The organism is Enterobacter sp. E12 (genome assembly GCF_014596715.2).
GTDB classification, from domain to species: Bacteria; Pseudomonadota; Gammaproteobacteria; order Enterobacterales; family Enterobacteriaceae; genus Enterobacter; species Enterobacter bugandensis.
The window spans coordinates 986,047-1,006,515 of sequence record NZ_CP115601.1; the positions used below are offsets into that span (position 1 = coordinate 986,047).

General features: G+C 54.4%; 18 protein-coding genes and 1 tRNA gene. 9 read left to right on the forward strand and 10 right to left on the reverse strand.

From position 1 onward, the window contains the following. Positions 1-3: 3 nt before the first annotated feature. The 3 genes from proA to IB212_RS04680 all read left to right on the forward strand — a co-directional run bounded on the left by proA (position 4) and on the right by IB212_RS04680 (position 2,396). On the forward strand, positions 4-1,257 hold the full coding sequence (proA, locus tag IB212_RS04670; protein WP_041911131.1) for a glutamate-5-semialdehyde dehydrogenase: 1,254 nt from the start codon (positions 4-6) through the stop codon (positions 1,255-1,257). Positions 1,258-1,368: 111 nt separating this feature from the next. Beyond that, positions 1,369-1,441: transfer RNA gene (locus tag IB212_RS04675), tRNA-Thr, on the forward strand. 640 nt (positions 1,442-2,081) lie between these two features. Next, positions 2,082-2,396, forward strand: coding sequence for a hypothetical protein (locus IB212_RS04680; RefSeq protein WP_041911130.1), 315 nt, complete (start codon positions 2,082-2,084; stop codon positions 2,394-2,396). Here IB212_RS04680 and IB212_RS04685 read toward each other — a convergent pair. From IB212_RS04685 to IB212_RS04730, 10 genes are all read right to left on the reverse strand, one after another. Continuing rightward, a complete protein-coding gene (locus tag IB212_RS04685; RefSeq protein ID WP_041911129.1) occupies positions 2,393-3,199 on the reverse strand; it encodes a DUF4225 domain-containing protein in 807 nt (268 codons plus the stop codon). The genes IB212_RS04680 and IB212_RS04685 overlap by 4 nt on opposite strands. A gap of 896 nt (positions 3,200-4,095) precedes the next feature. Next, complete coding sequence (locus IB212_RS04690; RefSeq protein WP_041911128.1) at positions 4,096-4,950, reverse strand: GIY-YIG nuclease family protein; 855 nt, start codon at positions 4,948-4,950, stop codon at positions 4,096-4,098. A gap of 137 nt (positions 4,951-5,087) precedes the next feature. Further along, complete coding sequence (locus IB212_RS04695; RefSeq protein ID WP_041911127.1) at positions 5,088-5,834, reverse strand: cyclopropane-fatty-acyl-phospholipid synthase family protein; 747 nt, start codon at positions 5,832-5,834, stop codon at positions 5,088-5,090. A 10-nt stretch (positions 5,835-5,844) separates the two neighbouring features. Beyond that, positions 5,845-6,102, reverse strand: a complete 258-nt coding sequence (locus IB212_RS04700) for a YjhX family toxin (protein WP_188245852.1) — start codon at positions 6,100-6,102, stop codon at positions 5,845-5,847. A 239-nt stretch (positions 6,103-6,341) separates the two neighbouring features. Beyond that, entirely contained in the window at positions 6,342-8,279 is a 1,938-nt protein-coding gene (locus tag IB212_RS04705; RefSeq protein WP_047367578.1) for a bifunctional diguanylate cyclase/phosphodiesterase, read from the reverse strand. Positions 8,280-8,296: 17 nt separating this feature from the next. Beyond that, positions 8,297-8,791, reverse strand: a complete 495-nt coding sequence (locus tag IB212_RS04710; protein WP_028012099.1) for a molybdopterin-dependent oxidoreductase — start codon at positions 8,789-8,791, stop codon at positions 8,297-8,299. Between the two features lie 427 nt (positions 8,792-9,218). Continuing rightward, positions 9,219-9,782 (reverse strand): cytochrome b, encoded by a 564-nt coding sequence (locus IB212_RS04715; RefSeq protein ID WP_041911125.1) that lies wholly within the window; start codon positions 9,780-9,782, stop codon positions 9,219-9,221. Further along, entirely contained in the window at positions 9,779-10,852 is a 1,074-nt protein-coding gene (locus IB212_RS04720; protein ID WP_041911124.1) for a catalase family peroxidase, read from the reverse strand. Before IB212_RS04720 ends, IB212_RS04715 begins: the two co-directional genes overlap by 4 nt. 309 nt (positions 10,853-11,161) lie before the next feature. Further along, entirely contained in the window at positions 11,162-12,946 is a 1,785-nt protein-coding gene (locus IB212_RS04725) for a diguanylate cyclase (protein ID WP_188245853.1), read from the reverse strand. Positions 12,947-13,065: 119 nt separating this feature from the next. After that, positions 13,066-14,175 (reverse strand): AI-2E family transporter, encoded by a 1,110-nt coding sequence (locus IB212_RS04730; protein WP_028012104.1) that lies wholly within the window; start codon positions 14,173-14,175, stop codon positions 13,066-13,068. A gap of 337 nt (positions 14,176-14,512) precedes the next feature. On the opposite strand from IB212_RS04730, the gene mmuP reads away from it, so the two are divergent. The 6 genes from mmuP (at position 14,513) to tauD (ending at position 20,416) form a co-directional block, all read left to right on the forward strand. Continuing rightward, entirely contained in the window at positions 14,513-15,913 is a 1,401-nt protein-coding gene (gene mmuP, locus IB212_RS04735; protein WP_041911121.1) for an S-methylmethionine permease, read from the forward strand. Next, positions 15,900-16,832, forward strand: a complete 933-nt coding sequence (gene mmuM, locus IB212_RS04740) for a homocysteine S-methyltransferase (RefSeq protein WP_041911120.1) — start codon at positions 15,900-15,902, stop codon at positions 16,830-16,832. Before mmuP ends, mmuM begins: the two co-directional genes overlap by 14 nt. A 174-nt stretch (positions 16,833-17,006) precedes the next feature. After that, a complete protein-coding gene (gene tauA, locus IB212_RS04745) occupies positions 17,007-17,969 on the forward strand; it encodes a taurine ABC transporter substrate-binding protein (protein ID WP_041911119.1) in 963 nt (320 codons plus the stop codon). Between the two features lie 10 nt (positions 17,970-17,979). After that, positions 17,980-18,747 carry a taurine ABC transporter ATP-binding subunit gene (tauB, locus tag IB212_RS04750; RefSeq protein WP_041911118.1) on the forward strand — a complete coding sequence of 256 codons (768 nt, stop codon included), beginning with the start codon at positions 17,980-17,982 and terminating at the stop codon, positions 18,745-18,747. Beyond that, the gene (gene tauC / locus IB212_RS04755) at positions 18,744-19,571 is read left to right on the forward strand and encodes a taurine ABC transporter permease TauC (protein WP_041911117.1); all 828 of its coding nucleotides are present in this window, start codon (positions 18,744-18,746) and stop codon (positions 19,569-19,571) included. The genes tauB and tauC overlap by 4 nt, the downstream gene beginning before the upstream one ends. Beyond that, positions 19,568-20,416: a taurine dioxygenase gene (tauD, locus tag IB212_RS04760; protein WP_041911116.1), complete on the forward strand. Its 849-nt coding sequence runs from the start codon at positions 19,568-19,570 to the stop codon at positions 20,414-20,416. Before tauC ends, tauD begins: the two co-directional genes overlap by 4 nt. The last annotated feature ends 53 nt before the right edge of the window (positions 20,417-20,469 follow it).

Here is a 20,469-nt window from a genome sequence, read left to right on the forward strand (position 1 = left end):
AACATGCTGGAACAAATGGGCGCAGCCGCGAAGGCCGCCTCTTACAAACTGGCGCTCCTTTCCAGCCGCGAGAAAAACCGCGTGCTGGAAAAAATCGCTGATTATCTGGAAGCACAGTCTCAGGACATTTTGCTTGCCAACGAGCAGGATCTGCTGGAAGCGCGTCGAAACGGCCTGAGCGAAGCGATGCTCGACCGCCTGGCGCTGAACCCGGCGCGTCTTAAAAGTATCGCCGACGATGTCCGTCAGGTTTGTAACCTGGCCGACCCGGTAGGACAGGTGATTGACGGTGGGCTGCTCGACAGCGGTTTGCGTCTGGAGCGTCGCCGCGTGCCGCTCGGCGTCATCGGCGTGATTTATGAAGCCCGTCCAAACGTGACGGTTGACGTCGCTTCCCTGTGCCTGAAAACCGGTAATGCCGCCATTCTGCGCGGTGGGAAAGAGACCTGGCGCACCAACGCCGCGACGGTGAAAGTCATCCAGCAGGCGCTGGAAGAGTGCGGTTTGCCGGCGGGGGCCGTGCAGGCGATTGAGAGCCCTGACCGCGCGCTGGTCAACGAGATGCTGCGCATGGACAAATACATCGACATGCTGATCCCACGCGGTGGCGCGGGCCTGCACAAGCTGTGCCGTGAGCAGTCGACCATTCCGGTCATCACGGGCGGCATCGGCGTATGCCATATCGTGGTAGACGACAGCGCCGAAATTGACCCAGCGCTGAAGATTATCGTCAACGCCAAAACCCAGCGTCCAAGCACCTGTAACACCGTGGAAACGCTGCTGGTGCACCAGGGGATTGCGAGTACTTTCCTGCCAGCCCTGAGCAAACAGATGGCGGAGAGCGGGGTGACGCTGCACGCTGATACCAATGCCCTCGCGCTGCTCCAGGGTGGCCCGGCTAGTGTGGTTCCCGTAAAAGCGGAGCAGTACGACGACGAGTTCCTGTCGCTGGATCTGAACGTGAAGGTGGTTGCGGATCTCGACGACGCTATTGCGCACATTCGTGAACACGGCACGCAGCATTCTGACGCGATCCTGACGCGTACGCTGCGCAATGCCGATCGCTTTGTGAATGAAGTGGATTCCTCTGCGGTATATGTGAACGCCTCCACCCGTTTCACGGACGGCGGCCAGTTCGGACTTGGCGCAGAAGTGGCGGTCAGCACGCAGAAACTGCACGCGCGCGGTCCGATGGGCCTTGAAGCGCTGACCACCTATAAGTGGATCGGCTTCGGTGACGATACGATTCGTGCGTAAATAGTTACGGGTGATGCAAAAATAGCCGTTTGATTCAAAAGGGCATTGACGCATCACCCGGTTAGATCTAACCTTTTGCCCCGTGGTTACACTCGTAACCGGCCTCTCAGGGCCGATATAGCTCAGTTGGTAGAGCAGCGCATTCGTAATGCGAAGGTCGTAGGTTCGACTCCTATTATCGGCACTCACACAACAAAATCCTTTAAAAACAATGAATTAAGACGATTGTCGCTCTCAAGGTACAGTCTTTTTTTAAGGGATTCTATGACCAACAGTTGCCGCTATGGTTAACAGTGGCTATTCAGGGAAGTTAGCACGTAGCGGCCTGTAGTTGTATAGCTCGAACAGGTACAAAGCGTGAACAGTCCCCACGAACCGCTATCAACTCGAAGCTGATGACGCTGCCAACGTCTCTAAAACCTCCCGAAACAGATTGATCACACGCATTTAAGCCCGATGTGTGGCCGTATGAGCCACGTAAACAGGTGAATAGTGGTAAACGTACCTGCACACGACATGCAGGCTCTGCCAGCGCTTCGCTCACGCTCCGAAAGGTACACGAGCACCCTGATAAGGTGTGATCCCTCTGACAATCTGATTTGGTCACTGGTGACTTTCGCAAAGCGAAACCAACCAGGTTGGCCTGATGAAGTCGCTACGCTCCGCTTGTTGCTTGTACCACTAACGGGGCTTTATGGATGCTATTGTCTGAAATCTGACACATTGCACAAACAACATGTGGATTGCTGTAAAGTTCATCAGTATGATTGCTTGCACAATCAGCGATTGGGAAAACACTTCTGGAAGATAAGGGACGAGACGGTATGAAAGTGACTGATGAGGCTTTGTTACGTTCAGGGTTTACACCATCGGATTTGCAGAAGATAAAAAACAACGTTGAAAGCTACGGCGGAACCTTGGGGGAAGCGATTCAGGATCTGGCTAATCGATTCAGGGTTGTTTTATGGATAACATCGGCATGTCTGATGGTTTTTATCATTTTAGTGTTGTTTTCTGCGAAAGAAACCGTCGTGGGTGGTGGTATATCAATTCTGATCGCAATAGTCATCGTTGCATTTATTCAGCCGCCAGTCCTTTCTTACAAATCCTGGCGGTTCTGGAGAAAATTCAGAGGTTAATGGTTCGATGTGTCAGTAGAAAGCAGGTCAAATATTACTTTGGCCTTAAGTCCATAACCTACTATTTTCATTGTTAATTTTGGGCGGCTCATCGTATCGACCTTGCGATAGAAATCACGGGGCATCCATTTAAATAGCCTCCATGCTTCGGGTCTTCTGGCTAATCCAAAGATGCTATATACATTTGCAGTTAACGTAATAGCGTTATAAATCGCAAGTCCTGTTTCAGGCTTGAAACCCATAAACTGGGCCGCTTCCATAGTGCCATCAGCCACAAATCCCTCTGTTTTATATTGTTTTCCATATATACCGGGAATGATTTCTTTTGACAGACCGTTAATGCCATCTGTTACAAGGATAGCCCCTGCCAGCATACCTAAAGGTGTCATCGTTGCGACCATCAACGCACCGCCAGCAATTGCCATTCCAGAAACCACAATGTGAATAGCTGAAATCACGTATCCGACGATTTTATTATTTTCCTTAACAAACTCAACCTTCGCGTAAAGCTGTGCGGACTTGGTTTTTAACAGACGCTCTTGTTCAAGCAGATTATCTGTTTCAGCACGAATATTTTTGATGCATGCAATGCATTCTTCATCGGTTTTAGCTCGTCGTGCTGTTTCAAATTCTTTATCTACAACCTGTTTTATCTCTTCGACAAACTTGATACGTGTTATCCCATCTTGCAAATAGAATGCTGATAGCCGATTTGCAGTTTCGACGAGTTTCCGGGCTTCCAGATTTACCATGGTATCTGACCATGTTCTGTTCCAGCCCCTGTTGAGCAGCGCAATATCCATTAAAGACTCCTTCCCAAAATGTGTCTGGTCATTTTACGTGCAATAAGGTCGAAGATAACAGGAAATACTTTCACAACACGCCCCCGTGGGTGTCCCGTTGCTTTATCCTTCCAGTTTACATTCTCCTGTTCAAATATCCCCGGCTCTGTTGGTGATCTGCTAGACCGTCAGCCCAGGCCCTCGGTGAAAAGCGTTTTTCTTCGCCAAAAATCGCTACGTGATGCCTTCAGCGACACGCCTCACTGCAACAAGCAGTGCAGTTACACAATGCTGCTTTGGGCTGACGCAAGGGAGATAACTTGATGTTTTGAAGTGCATCTGTTTAATAATTGTACAGTCATTTAACATATTGTATCTTATAAGTACTTGGCTTTTTTGGTCAGGTATTGCTTTTCGGCGCGTTGGCGTGAAGCGGGGTATACAACAGCGATTTGATCAACAGAAGGATAGCATTCGGGAGGATTTGAGGTGAGTTTACTTGTTCAAGGATTTTGGATGAGTTTGTCTGGTCACCCCACAACTTCAGGTTTCAGGCCTTTGATTCTGCCAGAGCATTAAACGCCATAAAAGCATACTTTTCTATTCACCAGCAGATACAAAGCCACTACGGCGACGTTACCACAACGGGTAGAAGGTCTACCCTCACCTGGCGAAATTCTCCCGTCCTGGCGGTCATAGATGCGTATCTTTTTCCACACCAGCGCATGCAGTCCCATCAATCCCTTCTACGCTTCACCAGAAGCCCTCAGCGGCGATTTCTAGCATCAGATATAACTGGCGTACCGATAATCCATGACTTCCCACAGCGCGATACAGGATTCACAAGAGGGCATCTGTCTTGATGACAGTACGTCGTCTTGCCCTTGAATAGCATTAAGTGTCGCCGCATAAGCAACTTAATCCTCGTCATCATTCTGTAATACCCTACGCAGGATTCGGCTCGATTCCAGTATCGGCAGATCTTCCATTAATAACGCCGATCGCGATGGCAATTTATTAAACAAGCGCTCTGTTTGCGAGGCGAGATAGGCCACCAGAGGATGTGCGTCAGGGTCGCCTGAAATCAACTCCACGTTGTATTGCGTGACCGTGCCTTCACCAAAGACCCCCGAGCAGTAGTTGGTCCCTCCCAAGTATCTGAAGTCTTCAATAAAAAAGCTGAACATGCGCATTATTTTGTGAGCATCGCGTTGGTCAGTACGGTTGTCTGCTATCCGAAACAGTATGGTATTACCTTCAATGTCATATTGATAACGAAGGCGGTGCTGCTTAAATAGCAAGATAAGCAGTAAACGATTTATCCTGCTGAACTGTTCCGTCACCCTGACAACGTTGTTAATCATAGTATCTGACCGCTTTTTCATTTTCGCGTGGCGATGCGCCGCGCTTTTGCCGGGCCGAAGCTGTGGCTTTTCGATTCCCTGAAGGAGCTGAGCATCAATGACCCCATGCTCAATGACGTAATGAATATGCTTAATGGCGGGCTCCAGCGCTTCAATGGAAAACAGCTCGGTATAGCCGTCGCCGGCATCAATGCCCGTTTGATATTTGGCCAAAAGAAAATGCAGCATTTTTTCCAGCTTAAAGACCTCGGACTGCGGTAACGCAATGCGGTAAGAATGGGCATAATCCACATCGCCCCAGACACGTTTTAGCGACTGAATTCGGTTATAGATATTATTGGCTTTACCCACTTTCATCATCTTTTTGGCCGGGAAAAGCAATAAATAGAGAAAAGAAGGGGTGTCCATAAAGCGCCTGTGAATGCGGTAACGAAAAAAGCAATGATAGAAGTTTTTTCATGCCAGGCGTAGCGCAGCGTTCACAATGCTGAGCGCTTCATGCTTAAGGCCGGTATAGCCCCTTCAGGCTATACCGCCACTCCCTCCTATCGTGCAATTAACGCAAATACGCCCCAGCCAATATATTCCCTTGTGTAAGCCACATGGCGCTTAGGCGCTGCCGTCAGCTCCGTGCGCACCTCCTGTGCAAAATCATCGTCGGGGTTTTGATCCAGCCAGCGGCGCAGGGTCATCCATTTCGCGGCTTCGTATCTGTCCCAGCCTTCCTGATCTGCCAGCACCATTTCAACCAGGTCATAGCCCTGGCGATCGAAAGACGCGACAAGGTCGGGCAGGGTGAGAAAGTCTGCGGTGGACGAGACGCCGCAAGCCCGAGCCGTCTCCTCCGTTGCGGGAACCTGTCGCCAGTAAGGTTCACCGATGAGCATGATTCCCCCGGGCTTAAGGCTTTGTGCCAGCAGATCCATCGTCCCGGCAACGCCGCCCGCAATCCATGTGGCGCCAACACAGGCCGCCACGTCGCATTGTTCATCAGCCACGTAGCCTGCCGCGTCGTTATGCACAAAATGGACGCGTTCGCTGACGCCGAGCGCTTCTGCGCGCCGCGTTGCCTGCGCGGTAAAGAGCGGGCTCATGTCGATGCCGGTACCGGTAATCCCGTGATCGCGTGCCCAGGTGCAAAGCATCTCTCCCGAACCGCTGCCGAGATCGAGAAGGCGCGCGCCTGGCTTCATGCGTAACACGCGCCCGAGCGTGGCGTACTTTTCTGGCGTGAAGGGGTTATGAATACGGTGTTCGCTTTCGCTAACAGTAAATATGCGTGGGATATCCATCATCCTCTCCTTAACGATTATCAGGCTGGGCACGGACGTTGTTCAGCCCGGTAGTATTGATACGGTAGGGCTGACCGTTAACGGGTTTGATCAGCTTTTTGGTTTTGAGCTTTTTGAAGACGGCGAGCGTGCAGTCGCTGAGCAATAGCCCTTCGCGGCTGTAGCATTCAACGGCAGTGACGCGGCCGGACGTATCGCGGACGTGCACAATACGGCCACCTTTGGCGAGAACGTGTAAGGTACGCTGTTCCTGACGGGATAAATTCATACTGGAAAACCTGTTTAATCATCATGTGCAAAACGTGCAAACACACAGCGGTGTCCGCATTCGATTTCGGCGCATTGATAATCAGTCCGGCCTGAAAAGGTCGGGGAGCTGATTATCGTATGATTACATTCTCCAGCATCAAAGCCTCGGATTGAGTTGAAAGGTATTTACGGGGTGAATGATAACACCCGGTCATTGTATGTGTATACCCAGGGGTGAAAAGTGTGATCCCGGTAAGATCACACTGTACCGTTTTTTATATTTTTATCGATTTCAGCCTGTGGCTTTCCGAACAGATAGCCCTGCACGAGATCGCAGCCCAGCGCCTGAAGCCGTTCAAGCTGCGCTTCGGTTTCCACACCTTCTGCAATGACCCGCATATTGAGGCTCTTCGCCATGCCGGTTATCAGTTTAACGATATTAAGCGCATCGTCTTGGGTGGATATCGGATTCACAAAGGATTTATCAATTTTAATTTTATCAAAATTGAGTTCACTCAGCCTCGAGAGCGAAGAATAACCCGTTCCGAAATCATCAATGGAGATTTTTACCCCCAGCGATCTGAGTTTTTTGAGAATAGTAAGCGGCGTGTTGCTGTCACTGAAGAGCGATGACTCCGTAACTTCCAGCTCAAGGCGGCTGGCCGGCAAGCCTGTCTCTTTCAGGATGGACTGAACCATTGCAGTAAATGATTTAGTCCCCAGCTGAACAGGTGAGACGTTTACCGAGATTCTGGCCGGAACCGCCCAGGAAGCGGCCTCCCGGCAGGCAAGTTCAAGCACATTTTTGCCAATCTCATTGATCATCCCTGTTTTTTCAGCAACAGAAATAAAGTAATCAGGCGACAAAATCCCCTTTACCGGGTGTATCCAGCGAATAAGCGCTTCATAGCCGTAAATTTCATTGCTGAATGAATCGACAATAGGCTGGTAATAAACAACGAATTCATGGTTGCTGATCGCGAGAGCCATATCATGCTCAAGGGTTCTGCTTTCCTGCAGCTTCTGCAGCATCCACTGACGGAAGACTTTTATCTGCTGTGAGCCCTCTTTTTTGGCTTCGTAGAGGGCCAGATCGGCAAATTTATAGAGATAATCAGAGCGCCGCTCATTATCAGATAAAACGATACCTACACAGGTGGCAATTTTTATCAGCTGGTTATTGATCGTATAGGGCAGACTGATGTGAGCGCTGATCTCTTTGGCGCGCGAAACCGCCGCGTTCTCGGTCAGGCCGCTGGAGAGAAGTGCAAATTCGTCACCGCCCAGGCGGTAAAACGTATCCGTCGCGTTACTCATTGAGGTAAGCCGTCGGGATACCTGATTCAACAGTAAATCGCCGGCGTCATGGCCATAGGTATCGTTGACCTCTTTGAACCGGTCTAGATCAAATAACATCACCGTGACAGGGGTATGGTTTTTATCTGCCTGAAGGGTAATTTTATTGAGATCGTCCCAGAAGAATAGACGGTTTTTCATGCCGGTAAGGGAGTCATGATACACATCATATTCCAGCTTCGAATTCTGTATTTGCAGCGTTTCTTTTGACCGCTGAAGTTCGTCAGCGAGGGTTTTAACCTGCATGTGGGCTTTAAGAATATTTTTATTCTGATAGATCATTAAGAACCCCAGAATAAAGCTTAATATCACCAGAAGTAACGAAAGTACGGAGTAAATATAATATAGGATCTGTATTTTATGGTTGGATTCATTAATTGTGTTAATATCTTTGGTTAATGCGCTTGAAGACAGTTGACTGAGCGGCGCGTCGAGCAGGTGCATATTTGCCAGGTACTTTTTTAATTCTTCATGGCTCATTTTTTCCAGGTTACTGTCCAGATACGCCAGTATTTCTTTCAGGCGTGCAGCGATCTCTTGATGCGTTTTATCGCTCTCAATATAGCGGCCTAAGTCTCCCCCGTTCAGTAACTCGCCCTGGCTGAGCATAATTTCGAGACGCATGCGGGCCTGGTCTATCGTAACGTCATCGGTATCGGTTGCGTATAGACCAAGCCATGATTCAAATCGGTAGTACTCTGATACCAGTTGAGCCACGGACCAGGACTCAGTGTAGTGAGTCAGTTTTTGCAGCTCTTGCTGACGATCGTAAACAAGAAATGCAATATATCCCGTCGTGATAAAAAGAGAAAAAATGATACCAACCAGTATCCTGTTCATTATGTTCTCCTGAACTGCTATTCAATCTTCATTTTGCTAACCTGCCATGCTGAACGCGAGTAATAAATTTGATTATTCAACTCAGGAAGACTGTCATAAGGGTATACAATGAATGATGGGCCTTTATCGCGGATACGCATATATTCGCCATTAATCTTTAAGGCAAGAATAGCGTTATATTTCTTAAAATCGCTGAGAGGAATAGCGGTAGCGTAATCATTAAGGGCAATAACATTAACGACGGAACCCTTTGCTCCAACATAATCCATGAGTTTGTTCATTGGAACACCCTCAAACTTCGTCCTGCCCGTATACCAGGGAGATGTCGTCTCGAAACTCACCATCCCGAGTTTTTCAAGGCTTGCGAGATCAAACACTGCTTTTCCATCTTCGTTAGTATTTTCTATATTCCCGTAAATCGTCAAAATGGGTTTTCCGGCGGGTTTCGGCAGTTCACCCGCCCAGGCTAAACTCTGAACCAGACAGCACACCAGCATTAGGATTAATCGCATTATGGCCTCCACTTTTGCACAGAAGTATATGAATTATAATTTAGTTATCCTACTAGTTTATGTATTTTGTTGAGACGCTACCGTTTTTGGATATGCGTTGCAGGAAACTGCTTTAAAATCATCGAGTTGAAGTGGTTTGGTGTGAGCGGGTTTGACAGCATTGGGAGTGCTTCTTTTTTTAAGTACGCGACCATTATGTGAATAAAGTCGCTTTCGGCTAAAAAACGATCGTTTTTTATTGACGCGCACGAGGCATCGCCCGGGCAGCGTTGCTAACCATAACGTCGGATGCCCCAGACTGCAGGTTACCGGGACAACGACGCCTGGTTATTTTTCGCCAATTTATATGTCGCGCTAATTGTGCCGTTTAATTATCACACTCCGGCGATTTTTTATTCGAGAACGGATAAAAAGGCCATTTTTTTATTTAATTTTTCTGGTTGCCGCTTTTCGTCATGCTGGCAAAAACGCTATCCCGGTAGATCCAGGCATGTACTAATGCAGCAGAAATATGTAATAGCACCACGGCAAAAAGGAGTTTTGCCAGAAGGCTATGCGCATCGTGGCACCAGGCGAAAAGGGTTGGGCTTACTGGCAAAATCGGTGGGAGATTAAATCCCTCGAACATGACGACGGGCAAGCCTGCTGCCGACAGCTGCGCCCAGCCCAAAAATGGCATTGCCAGCATGAGCGCATACAGCAGCCAGTGCGACGCTTTAGCCGCAAGCACTTGCCAGAAGGGTAAATCAGCAGGCAGCCGGGGCGTCTTGCTACGAAGTCGGTTCACCAAACGGAGCAGCGCCAGCAGTAATATGGCAATCCCCAGAGGGCGATGCAGGTCGATAAGCGCAATCCGGTGATGAAGCGTCGTCATCATTGCGGTACCAATAAACAGCATGGCAAGAATCATCGCCGCCATTAGCCAGTGTAGTCCTCTTGCCAGGGCGTTGAAATGCTGCGGCGCTTTTCCATGTTCTTGATTCGGGTTCATTTTACCTCCTGCTTTTCAACAGCTTCGGTGGCTTTGCCGTAACCAATTTCCCGTTCCCGGCGACTAAAGGAGTGTGAATACGCGGCAGAACGCGCGTTTAACACCGGATCGTCAGACACGTTCACACCCGAAGGAACCGTCGAGGGGTCGAAGTTAACGTCGCGGCACGGACCGTCAGCCTGGGCTTCGACGCGCGCCACTTCCAGCGTACCGGCCACGATCTGCCTGCGATCGTTAGGCCACGGCCGGGAAGGGTCATCCACCGGATCGCCCGGCTGGGCGAGTTGCAGAACAAAATCCCAGTAGAGAGGCTTCTGAGCAAGCCTCTGGCTGACGCCCTCGAACATGATGTTGCGATCGGCCTTCTGGCGCTGCTCCTCGCTCAGCGACACAAAAGGATCGTGCGGGCGCATCATCCAGCGTACCGCCTGGCGATTTCCGAGACCGTCCACGAGGTAAAAGGCGTTAATGCTGTAGAACGTTGCGCCGGCAAAGCTCCCGGGGGCGGGCTTTTGTGCCGCCCATTTGAGGTATTTCTCTGCTTCCGGATAGGCTTTTAAGAATGCCGCGAGGCGCTGTGGATCCGGCTTGCCGGTGGCCGGGTCTGGCGCGGTTGCCTGGTGCAGCGCCAGAAATCCTTCAGGGTCCCGGGTCGCAAAGAAGGGTTCGTTGTTCATTGCCATACGCCACTGCTGGTTATCGTCTGTTCTGAACATCAGGGCCATGCTCAGGGTTTTCGTTGAGCTATCCGCCGCGTGGGGGTCGCCAGTGCCGATGGAAAACCGTCCGACAACAGGGGTATGCTGCTGGGAAAAAAGGCGCGCGGTTGACAAAGACGTTGCTGAACCGGTTGGAATGAAGTTTCCCGTAAAACACATTCCTTTGCCGTGTGCCCGGCGAAATCCGGGAGGAAACGGCGTTGGTGTTTCCGAGACTAATGCCTGACTGGTGGTGCGAGAACCGATCCAACCCGCCGTCCACGCAAATGCGGATGCTATCGCGCCCACGATCGCCGCGATGATGGCCAGCGCTCCCCAGGATTTTTTGGATCGTAAATCCACATTAGACATAGACGTTTTTCCAGTGTGAAAGAATAATACCTGTCACGCGCACGAACATCGGCGAGCCACGCATCAATACAGGGATAAAGTTGAGGCGATTATTTTTTTATAATCGCGGTAATATGCCAGAGGATATTTTTATGATGAGGCGATTATAGACGCGCTAAAGAATAATAGACTGAAAAGCCACTATTTTTATAACGTGCGTTTTACGCTCTGAAAAGAGTATATAAGGTAAACTTTATTAAAAAAGAATATCACGAAAAGTTTATAATTTTTGATGCCAGATATTTTCGCGTTCGCCACCCGGCGGGCGGTCTAGCCCGCCTCCAGCATCCCAAAACTCACAATTCGCGAGCGTCCCAGCTCTTTCGCCCGGTACAGTGCCACGTCCGCGGCACGCAGCAGGTTGTCACTTTGAGCATGCTCTGGATAGCTGGCGATACCAATTGACACATCCACCGGCCCAATCTCGGTCAGCCCGTAGCGAAGCGATAGCGCATGCACGCCGTTGTAAATCTTCTGCGCGCAGGCGTGCGCTTCTGCTTCTCCGGCCCCGGGAAGCAGAACCAGAAACTCCTCGCCCCCGTAGCGGAATGCCAGCCCGCCGTCGTGCGCGGCCCGCTGAACAATCGTCGCCACGTTTTTGATTACCTGATCGCCAGCCTCGTGACCAAAGCGGTCGTTAATGCTCTTGAAGTGATCGATGTCGATCATCATGCAGCTTAACGGCTCGCCGTTGCGCATGGCCTGCGTCATTTGCGTGTGCAGGGTGTCTTCCAGATGATGACGATTACGCAGGCCGGTAAGCGGGTCAAACAAGGCTTTTTCCAGCAGCGCGTCGCGCAGGCGCTGATTCGCCAGCGCCAGTCCGAGCGCCTCGGCCATCAGTTCCAGATACGCGCGTGCGGGAGCATTTTCCGGGGTGATGTTCTGGAACGAGAGCAACCCAATGGCCTCGCCCTGGGCGATAAGCGGTACGCACAGCGCGCTTTCCGCCTGTGATTCCGGGAGATGATAGCAGGCGACATCCGGTTCACCGTTAACCGGCGGATGGCTCTGACCGCGACGCACGGCCCAGCACGCATCGGGATGGAACGTGGCCTCATCATCTGCCGGTGAAAGCCACTGGGCGACGCAGCGCATTTGCCACGGATCGCGGTCAAAAACGTAGAGCCGGCCCGCTATCCCCGGCGCGATATTGGGCGCAAACAGCTCCGCCACGTTGATCACATCGTCAAAGTTTTCACACCCCTGCAGCCGCTGCGTCATGCGCGCCAGCAGCTCGCGGATGGCCCAGTCGGCGTCGCGCTCTTTTTCCAGACGCTGGCGCGCAAGGCCGTTTTCACGAAAGATGCGGATGGCCTGGGCCATATCGCCAATCTCATCAATCTGGTTAAAGTTGGGCGTTTCAACCGCGAAGTCCTGAGAGGCCAGACGGTGAACCACGTCGCTCAGGCGTACCACCGGGCGCAGCACGCGGCGTTTTAATATAAAGCCGAGCACAAACAAGAACAGCAGGGCGGTCAGGCCAACCATCACTTCAGAAGCCGTGCGCAGCGCTTTCGATTTTTTCGTCGCCTCCCGCACGGTGGCAATGACACGTTTGTCGAGTATCTGGCGAAAGCGATCGATTTGGGTTTGTGCGCGCTCAAGCTCCTGCTCGTAGGGCATGCCATAGAGCAGGGCAACGGCCTGCGCATCTTCACCCCGGGCCACGCTCGTCAGTGCCGCCTGCTGCTCATCCTGCAGTGCATCAATGATTTTTAAACCATCATGCAGCAGGGCCAGCTCGTCATCTGAAGCGCCGGTGTCCTGCAGTTTCTCCAGCTTCAGCTCGATGCTCTTCAGTTTTTGCTCTGACGCATTGTACTCATCCAGGATTTGCGGATTTTTTTTGATGACATACAGGCGCGCTAAATCGGACTGTATCCAGGCGTCGGTTTCAATATTTTCTGTAAGCTCATCAAAACGCTGGCGTTGTTCAATGGCCTGACGTTCGGCGTTGTCAGCACCGGAGGCCATCAGCATGATAATGCCGGAGGCGATAGTCAGGCAGACCGTGGCACCGTAGGCCCAGTTGGTTATTGTCGCGATTCGCACCTGGAGATCCTTTTACCGCATAAAGAGGATGGCGTTCTTCAAATTATAGAAAACGTATGATTTAAGGCGAAAAAAAAGGCGGCACAGCGCCGCCTGATGTGGTCGTTATCGTCACGTCCCTACAAATCTGGAGAGTTTTTTCCCTCTTCGATGAACTCGGCGTCCAGCTCTTCGGCATTGCCCGCGTGATCGCGGCCGGAGAAGAGGTTCCAGCAGGCGATAAACAGCGCGGCGATGAGCGGCCCAATCACAAAGCCGTTAATGCCGTATAGCTCCATGCCGCCGAGGGTGGAGATCAGAATCAGGTAGTCCGGCATTTTGGTGTCTTTCCCCACCAGCAGCGGGCGCAGGATATTGTCCACCAGCCCGACAATAATCACGAAGAAGCCAACAATAAACAGCCCCTGCCAGAGCTGGTGCGTGGCGAACAGGTAAATGGCGGCTGGCACCCAGACAATCGCCGAGCCGACGGCGGGGACCAGCGAGAGGAACGCCATCAGCGCGCCCCAGAGCACGCTGCCGTCGATGCCCACGATGGCAAACGCGATCCCGCCGAGCGTGCCCTGAACGACGGCCACCACCGCCGTCCCTTTCACCGTCGCCCGGGAGACGCCGACGAACTTGGCGAACAGGTGCTGTTTAACAAAATCAGACAGCGGCAGGGAGTCGAGGATCTGGCGTACCAGATACGGTCCATCCTTCAGCAGGAAGAACAGCAGATAAAGCATGATGCCGAAGCTAATCGCAAAGCCAAACGTGCCTTTGCCGATCAGGAACGCGCTGCCTGCCAGATACTGCCCGCCCTGCAGCGCAACGTCGGAGAGTTTTTTCTGGATCTGCGCCGCGTTGGTCAGGTTGTGATCCGCCAGGAAGCCGCTGGCCCAGTCCGGCAAGTGGTTGAAGATGCTCGCCACTACCTCCGGGAATTGGGTGTTGTTCTCCTGAAGCTTCGTGTAAACCACGTTCAGCTCGATGGCGAGCGAGGAGAGGATCACCATCAGCGGGATAAAGACGATCAGGCAGATAATGCCAATCGTCAGCAGCGAGGCCAGCCCGTTGCGATCCCCCAGCGCGGCGCGCAATTTGTTTTTTACCGGGTTGAAAATGACGGTCAGAATAGCGGCCCACAGTATCGCGGAGAAGTAGGGCGACAGCACGTCGAAGAAGGCCCAGGTCACAAGGGCGAGAATGAAAATAAAGAAACCTTTGGTCAGTCCGTTAAAGCGCATCAGTCAGTCCTGGTTACTAAGAAACTGTGACGACTATAGAACCGATTGCGAGAATTACCAACCCGGCGGTCAGTTCAGCAATATCGCAGTATGAATTTGCCCTTCTCGGATAGCACTTTCGACTGACCGAAGATCGCACGCTCCCGCACCATGCTGTTAGTATCTGCTTGCGGAGGTGCTTATGGCCTGGCGTCCCATTCTTTATGTGATCCTCACAACCCACCCCAGACTCAGCGCGCGGCGTGCCCGTTTACGTCTGGTCATCTAGCTTTTTATTAACAATCGCGGTATAACACCTTCTTTGGATGTTTAGATGTCCATACGTATAGAAGGTAATATGCAAACACAACAAGAAAATGGACAGCTTAAGCGCACCATGAAAACACGCCACCTGATTATGCTCTCGCTGGGCGGCGTGATTGGGACAGGGTTATTCTTCAATACCGGATACATCATTTCCACCACCGGTGCGGCGGGCACGCTGCTGGCGTACCTGATCGGCGCGCTGGTGGTCTGGCTGGTGATGCAGTGTCTGGGCGAGCTCTCCGTGGCGATGCCGGAAACCGGCGCGTTCCACGTCTATGCCGCCCGCTATCTCGGCCCGGCGACGGGCTATACCGTGGCGTGGCTCTACTGGCTCACCTGGACGGTGGCGCTCGGCTCGAGCTTTACCGCCGCCGGGTTTTGCATGCAGTACTGGTTCCCGCAGGTGCCCGTCTGGGCGTGGTGCGTGGTCTTTTGCGTGGTGATATTCGGCCTTAACGTCATCTCCACGCGCTTCTTTGCCGAAGGGGAATTCTGGTTCTCGCTGGTGAAGGTCATCACCATCATCGCCTTTATCATCCTCGGCGGGGCGGCGGTCTTTGGTTTCATCCCGATGCAGGACGGTTCACCCGCGCCGGGCTTAAGCAACCTCACCGCCGAGGGCTGGTTCCCGCACGGCGGCCTGCCGATCCTGATGACCATGGTGGCGGTGAATTTTGCCTTCTCCGGGACCGAGCTTATCGGCATCGCGGCGGGTGAAACGGAAAATCCGCACAAGGTCATTCCGGTTGCGATCCGCACCACCATCGCGCGGCTGATCATCTTCTTTATCGGCACCGTGTTTGTGCTGGCGGCGCTGATCCCGATGCAGCAGGCGGGCGTGGAAAAAAGCCCGTTCGTGCTGGTGTTTGAAAAGGTCGGTATTCCCTACGCGGCGGATATTTTTAACTTCGTGATCCTGACGGCGATCCTCTCGGCGGCGAACTCCGGGCTGTACGCCTCCGGGCGCATGCTGTGGTCGCTCTCGAATGAGAAAACGCTCCCGCGCTGCTTTGCCCGCGTGAACAAAAACGGCGTGCCGCTGACGGCGCTCTCGGTTTCCATGCTCGGCGGCGTGCTGGCGCTGTTCTCAAGCGTGGTGGCCCCGGACACGGTGTTTGTCGCACTCTCGGCCATTTCTGGCTTTGCGGTGGTGGCGGTGTGGATCAGCATCTGCGCGTCGCACTTCGTTTTCCGTCGCCGTCATCTGCAGTCCGGCCAACCGCTCTCTGCGCTGCAGTACCGCGCGCCGTGGTATCCGCTGGTGCCGGTGCTCGGTTTTATCCTCTGCGTGGTGGCCTGCGTCGGCCTGTGGTTTGACCCCAGCCAGCGCATTGCCCTTTATTGCGGGCTTCCGTTCGTCGCCCTGTGTTATGGTGCCTACTACCTGACCCGAAATATGACATCGCAGGAGCCTGAACATGTCGCAGAATAATCCGCTTACCGCCATCCTTGAAAAACAGCCGTTTGTAGTGCTGGATGGCGCAATGGCAACGGAGCTGGAAGCGCGCGGCTGTAACCTTGCTGACAGCCTCTGGTCGGCCAAAGTGCTGGTGGAAAACCCGGATCTTATCCGTGAAGTGCATCTTGATTACTACCGCGCGGGCGCGCAGATGGCGATCACCGCCAGCTACCAGGCCACGCCTGCGGGCTTTGCGGCACGCGGTCTGGATGAGGCGCAGTCCCGCGCGCTGATTGGCAAAAGCGTGGAGCTGGCGCGTAAGGCGCGCGAAGCGTACCTGGCCGAAAACCCGCACGCGGGTACGCTGCTGGTAGCGGGCTCCGTTGGGCCGTACGGCGCGTATCTGGCGGATGGCTCAGAGTATCGCGGCGACTACGTGCGCAGTGCAGAAGAATTCACAGAATTCCATCGCCCACGCGTGGAAGCGCTGCTGGACGCGGGTGCAGACCTGCTGGCCTGCGAAACGCTGCCGTCGTTCACGGAAATAAAGGCGCTGGCCGCGTTGCTGACGGCGTATCCCCGCGCGCGGGCGTGGTTCTCCTTCACCCTGCGCGACAGCGAGCACCTGAGCGACGGCACGCCGCTGCGGGAGGTGGTTTCTTCTCTGGAGGACTATCCGCAGGTCGTCGCGCTGGGCATCAACTGTATCGCGCTGGAAAACACCACGGCGGCGCTGAAGCAGTTGCAAAGCCTGACGCCGCTGCCGCTGGTGGTCTACCCGAACTCGGGCGAGCATTATGATGCGGTAACCAAAACCTGGCACCACCACGGCGAAGCGTGCGAGACGCTGGCGGGGTATCTGCCGCAGTGGCTGGCTGCGGGAGCGAAGTTAATTGGCGGATGCTGTCGCACCACGCCGAAGGATATTGCAGAGCTGAACGCGCAGCGCTGAGTTTGTGCCGGGTAAGGCGCAAGCGCCACCCGGCACAAACCAACCGCACAAAATCAACTATCCTTTCCCGCTTTTTTTCTAAAAACGAATCGTCATTAGCGATTCTTTTTTATTCCTTTATCAAAATTCCCGCGCCGGAAATACTGCCCTCATAACAACAGGGGAGCAGGCACTATGGCAATTTCATCGCGAATCACACTTCTCGGCGCGCTGGCGCTGTGGGCATTTCAGGCGCAGGCGGTGGACGTTACCGTCGCGTATCAAACCTCGGCTGAGCCGGCGAAGGTTGCGCAGGCGGACAATACCTTTGCGAAGGAGAGCGGCGCGAAAGTCGACTGGCGCAAGTTCGACAGCGGTGCGTCCGTCGTGCGTGCGTTAGCTTCCGGCGACGTGCAGATTGGCAATATCGGCTCCAGCCCGCTGGCGGTCGCGGCCAGCCAGCATGTACCGATTGAGGTGTTCCTCCTCGCCTCGCAGCTTGGTAATTCCGAAGCGCTGGTGGTGAAGAAAAACATCACCAAACCGGAAGACCTGATCGGCAAACGCATCGCCGTGCCGTTTATCTCCACCACCCACTACAGCCTGCTGGCGGCGCTCAAACACTGGGGCATCAAGCCGGGGCAGGTGCAAATCATCAATCTTCAGCCGCCGGCGATTATCGCCGCCTGGCAGCGCGGGGATATTGACGGGGCCTACGTGTGGGCACCGGCAGTAAACGAGCTGGAAAAAGACGGCACCGTGCTGACCGACTCCGAAAAAGTGGGCCAGTGGGGCGCGCCAACCCTCGACGTGTGGGTGGTGCGTAAAGACTTCGCCGAGAAACATCCTGAGGTAGTCAAAGCCTTCGCGAAAAGCGCGATTGACGCCCAGCAGCCGTACATCAGCAACCCGGATGAGTGGCTGAAGCAGCCCGCCAATCTGAAAAAACTCTCCCGCCTGAGCGGCGTGCCGGAAGCGGACGTGCCGGGGCTGGTGAAGGGCAATACCTATCTGACCCCCGCGCAGCAGGTGCAGCAGCTAAACGGGCCGGTGAGCAAAGCGATTGTAGATACCGCAACCTTCCTGAAAGAGCAGGGCAAAGTGCCTGCGGTCGCGGCGGATTACAGTCAGTACGTCACCGACCGCTTTGTGAAATAAGGAGTCCGCCATGCTGAACATTACGAACCTGTATGCCGATTACGGTGGTAAACCCGCGCTGGAGGACATCAACCTGACGCTGGGCAGCGGTGAACTACTGGTGGTGCTCGGCCCGTCCGGCTGCGGAAAAACCACGCTGCTGAATCTGATCGCCGGGTTTGTACCGTATCAGCACGGCACCATTCAGCTGGAAGGCAAAAAGGTGGATGGCCCTGGCGCCGAGCGCGGCGTGGTCTTTCAGAACGAAGGATTGCTTCCGTGGCGCAACGTGCAGGAGAACGTAGCGTTTGGGCTACAGCTTGCGGGTGTGAACCGTGAACAGCGGCTGGCAACCGCGCGGGCGATGCTGAAAAAAGTGGGGCTGGAAGGGGCGGAAAAACGCTTTATCTGGCAGCTTTCCGGCGGCCAGCGACAGCGTGTCGGGATCGCCCGCGCGCTGGCGGCGAATCCGCAGCTGTTGCTGCTGGACGAGCCGTTCGGGGCGCTGGACGCCTTTACCCGCGAGCAGATGCAAACCCTGCTGCTGCGCCTGTGGCATGAGACGGGCAAGCAGGTGCTGTTAATTACCCACGATATCGAAGAGGCGGTGTTTATGGCGACCGAGCTGGTGCTGCTCTCGCCGGGGCCGGGGCGCGTGCTGGAGCGGCTGCCGCTTGAATTTGCCCGTCGCTACGTCGCGGGAGAGCCGGTGCGCAGCATCAAATCCGAACCGCGGTTTATTGAGCAGCGTGAATACGTCTTAAGCCGCGTGTTCGAACAGCGGGAGGCGTTCTCATGAGCATCGTCTTCAGTGAAAAAACGCGCCGCACGCGTCTGGCGCTGCGCTGGCCTTTCTCACGTCAAATTACTCTGAGCGTCGGTACGCTGCTGGTGCTGCTGGCTGCGTGGTGGGCGGTTGCGGCCCAGCAGTGGGTCAGCCCGCTGTTTCTGCCGCCGCCGGGACAGGTGCTGGCGAAACTCATCTCCATCGCCGGGCCGCAGGGCTTTATGGACGCTACGCTCTGGCAGCATCTCGGCGCAAGCCTGACGCGCATTCTGGTGGCGCTGCTGGCGGCGGTGGTTATCGGTATCCCGGTCGGGATCGCGATGGGCCTAAGCCCGACGGTGCGCGGCATCCTTGACCCGCTGATTGAGCTTTACCGCCCGGTGCCGCCGCTGGCCTATTTGCCGCTGATGGTGATCTGGTTCGGTATCGGCGAAACGTCGAAAATTCTGCTGATTTATCTGGCGATTTTCGCGCCGGTTGCCATGTCGGCGCTGGCGGGCGTGAAGAGTGCCCAGCAGGTGCGCATTCGTGCGGCGCAGTCGCTGGGGGCCAGCCGTACGCAGGTGCTGCTGTTCGTGATTCTACCCGGCGCGCTGCCGGAGATTTTAACCGGGCTGCGCATTGGCCTCGGCGTGGGCTGGTCCACGCTGGTGGCGGCAGAGCTGATCGCCGCCACGCGAGGATTAGGGTTTATGGTTCAGTCGGCGGGAGAGTTCCTGGCGACTGACGTGGTGCTGGCAGGGATCGCGGTGATTGCCGCGATCGCCTTCGGGTTAGAACTGGGGCTGCGCGCGCTACAGCGCCGCCTGACGCCCTGGCATGGAGAAATACAATGAGTGAACGACTGACCATCACCCCGCTGGGGCCGTATATTGGCGCGCAGGTGTCGGGCCTGGATGTGTCCCGCCCGCTGAGCGATAACCAGTTTGAGCAGCTGTACCACGCGGTGCTGCGCCATCAGGTGGTGTTCCTGCGCGAGCAGGCGATCACCCCGCAGCAGCAGCGCGCGCTGGCGTTGCGTTTTGGCGACCTGCATATTCACCCGGTCTATCCGCATGCGGAAGGGGTGGAGGAGATTATCGTTCTGGATACCCACAACGATAACCCGCCGGACAACGACAACTGGCACACGGACGTCACCTTTATCGAGACGCCGCCCGCCGGGGCAATTCTGGCAGCAAAATTACTGCCAGAGACCGGCGGCGATACGCTGTGGGCGAGCGGGATTGCGGCGTTTGAGGCGCTCTCTGCGCCGTTCCGGACGCTGCTGAGCGGCCTGCGGGCGGAGCACGACTTCAAAAAATCGTTCCCGGAATACAAGTACCGTAAAAGCGAAGAGGAGCATCAGCGCTGGCTGGAGGCGGTGGCGAAGCATCCGCCGCTGCTGCACCCGGTGGTGCGCACCCATCCGGTCACGGGCAAGCAGGCGCTGTTCGTGAACGAAGGATTCACGACGCGCATTGTGGACGTGACGGAAAAAGAGAGCGACGCGCTGTTAGGTTTCCTGTTCGCACATATCACTAAACCGGAGTTTCAGGTGCGCTGGCGCTGGCAGGAGAACGACCTGGCGATCTGGGATAACCGCGTGACGCAGCACTACGCCAACGCGGACTATCTGCCGCAGCGCCGGATTATGCAGCGGGCGACGATTTTGGGGGATAAGCCGTTTTACCGCCCCTGATCCTGTAGTACCCGTAGGCCGGGTAAGCGCAGCGCTACCCGGCGAAAACGGTG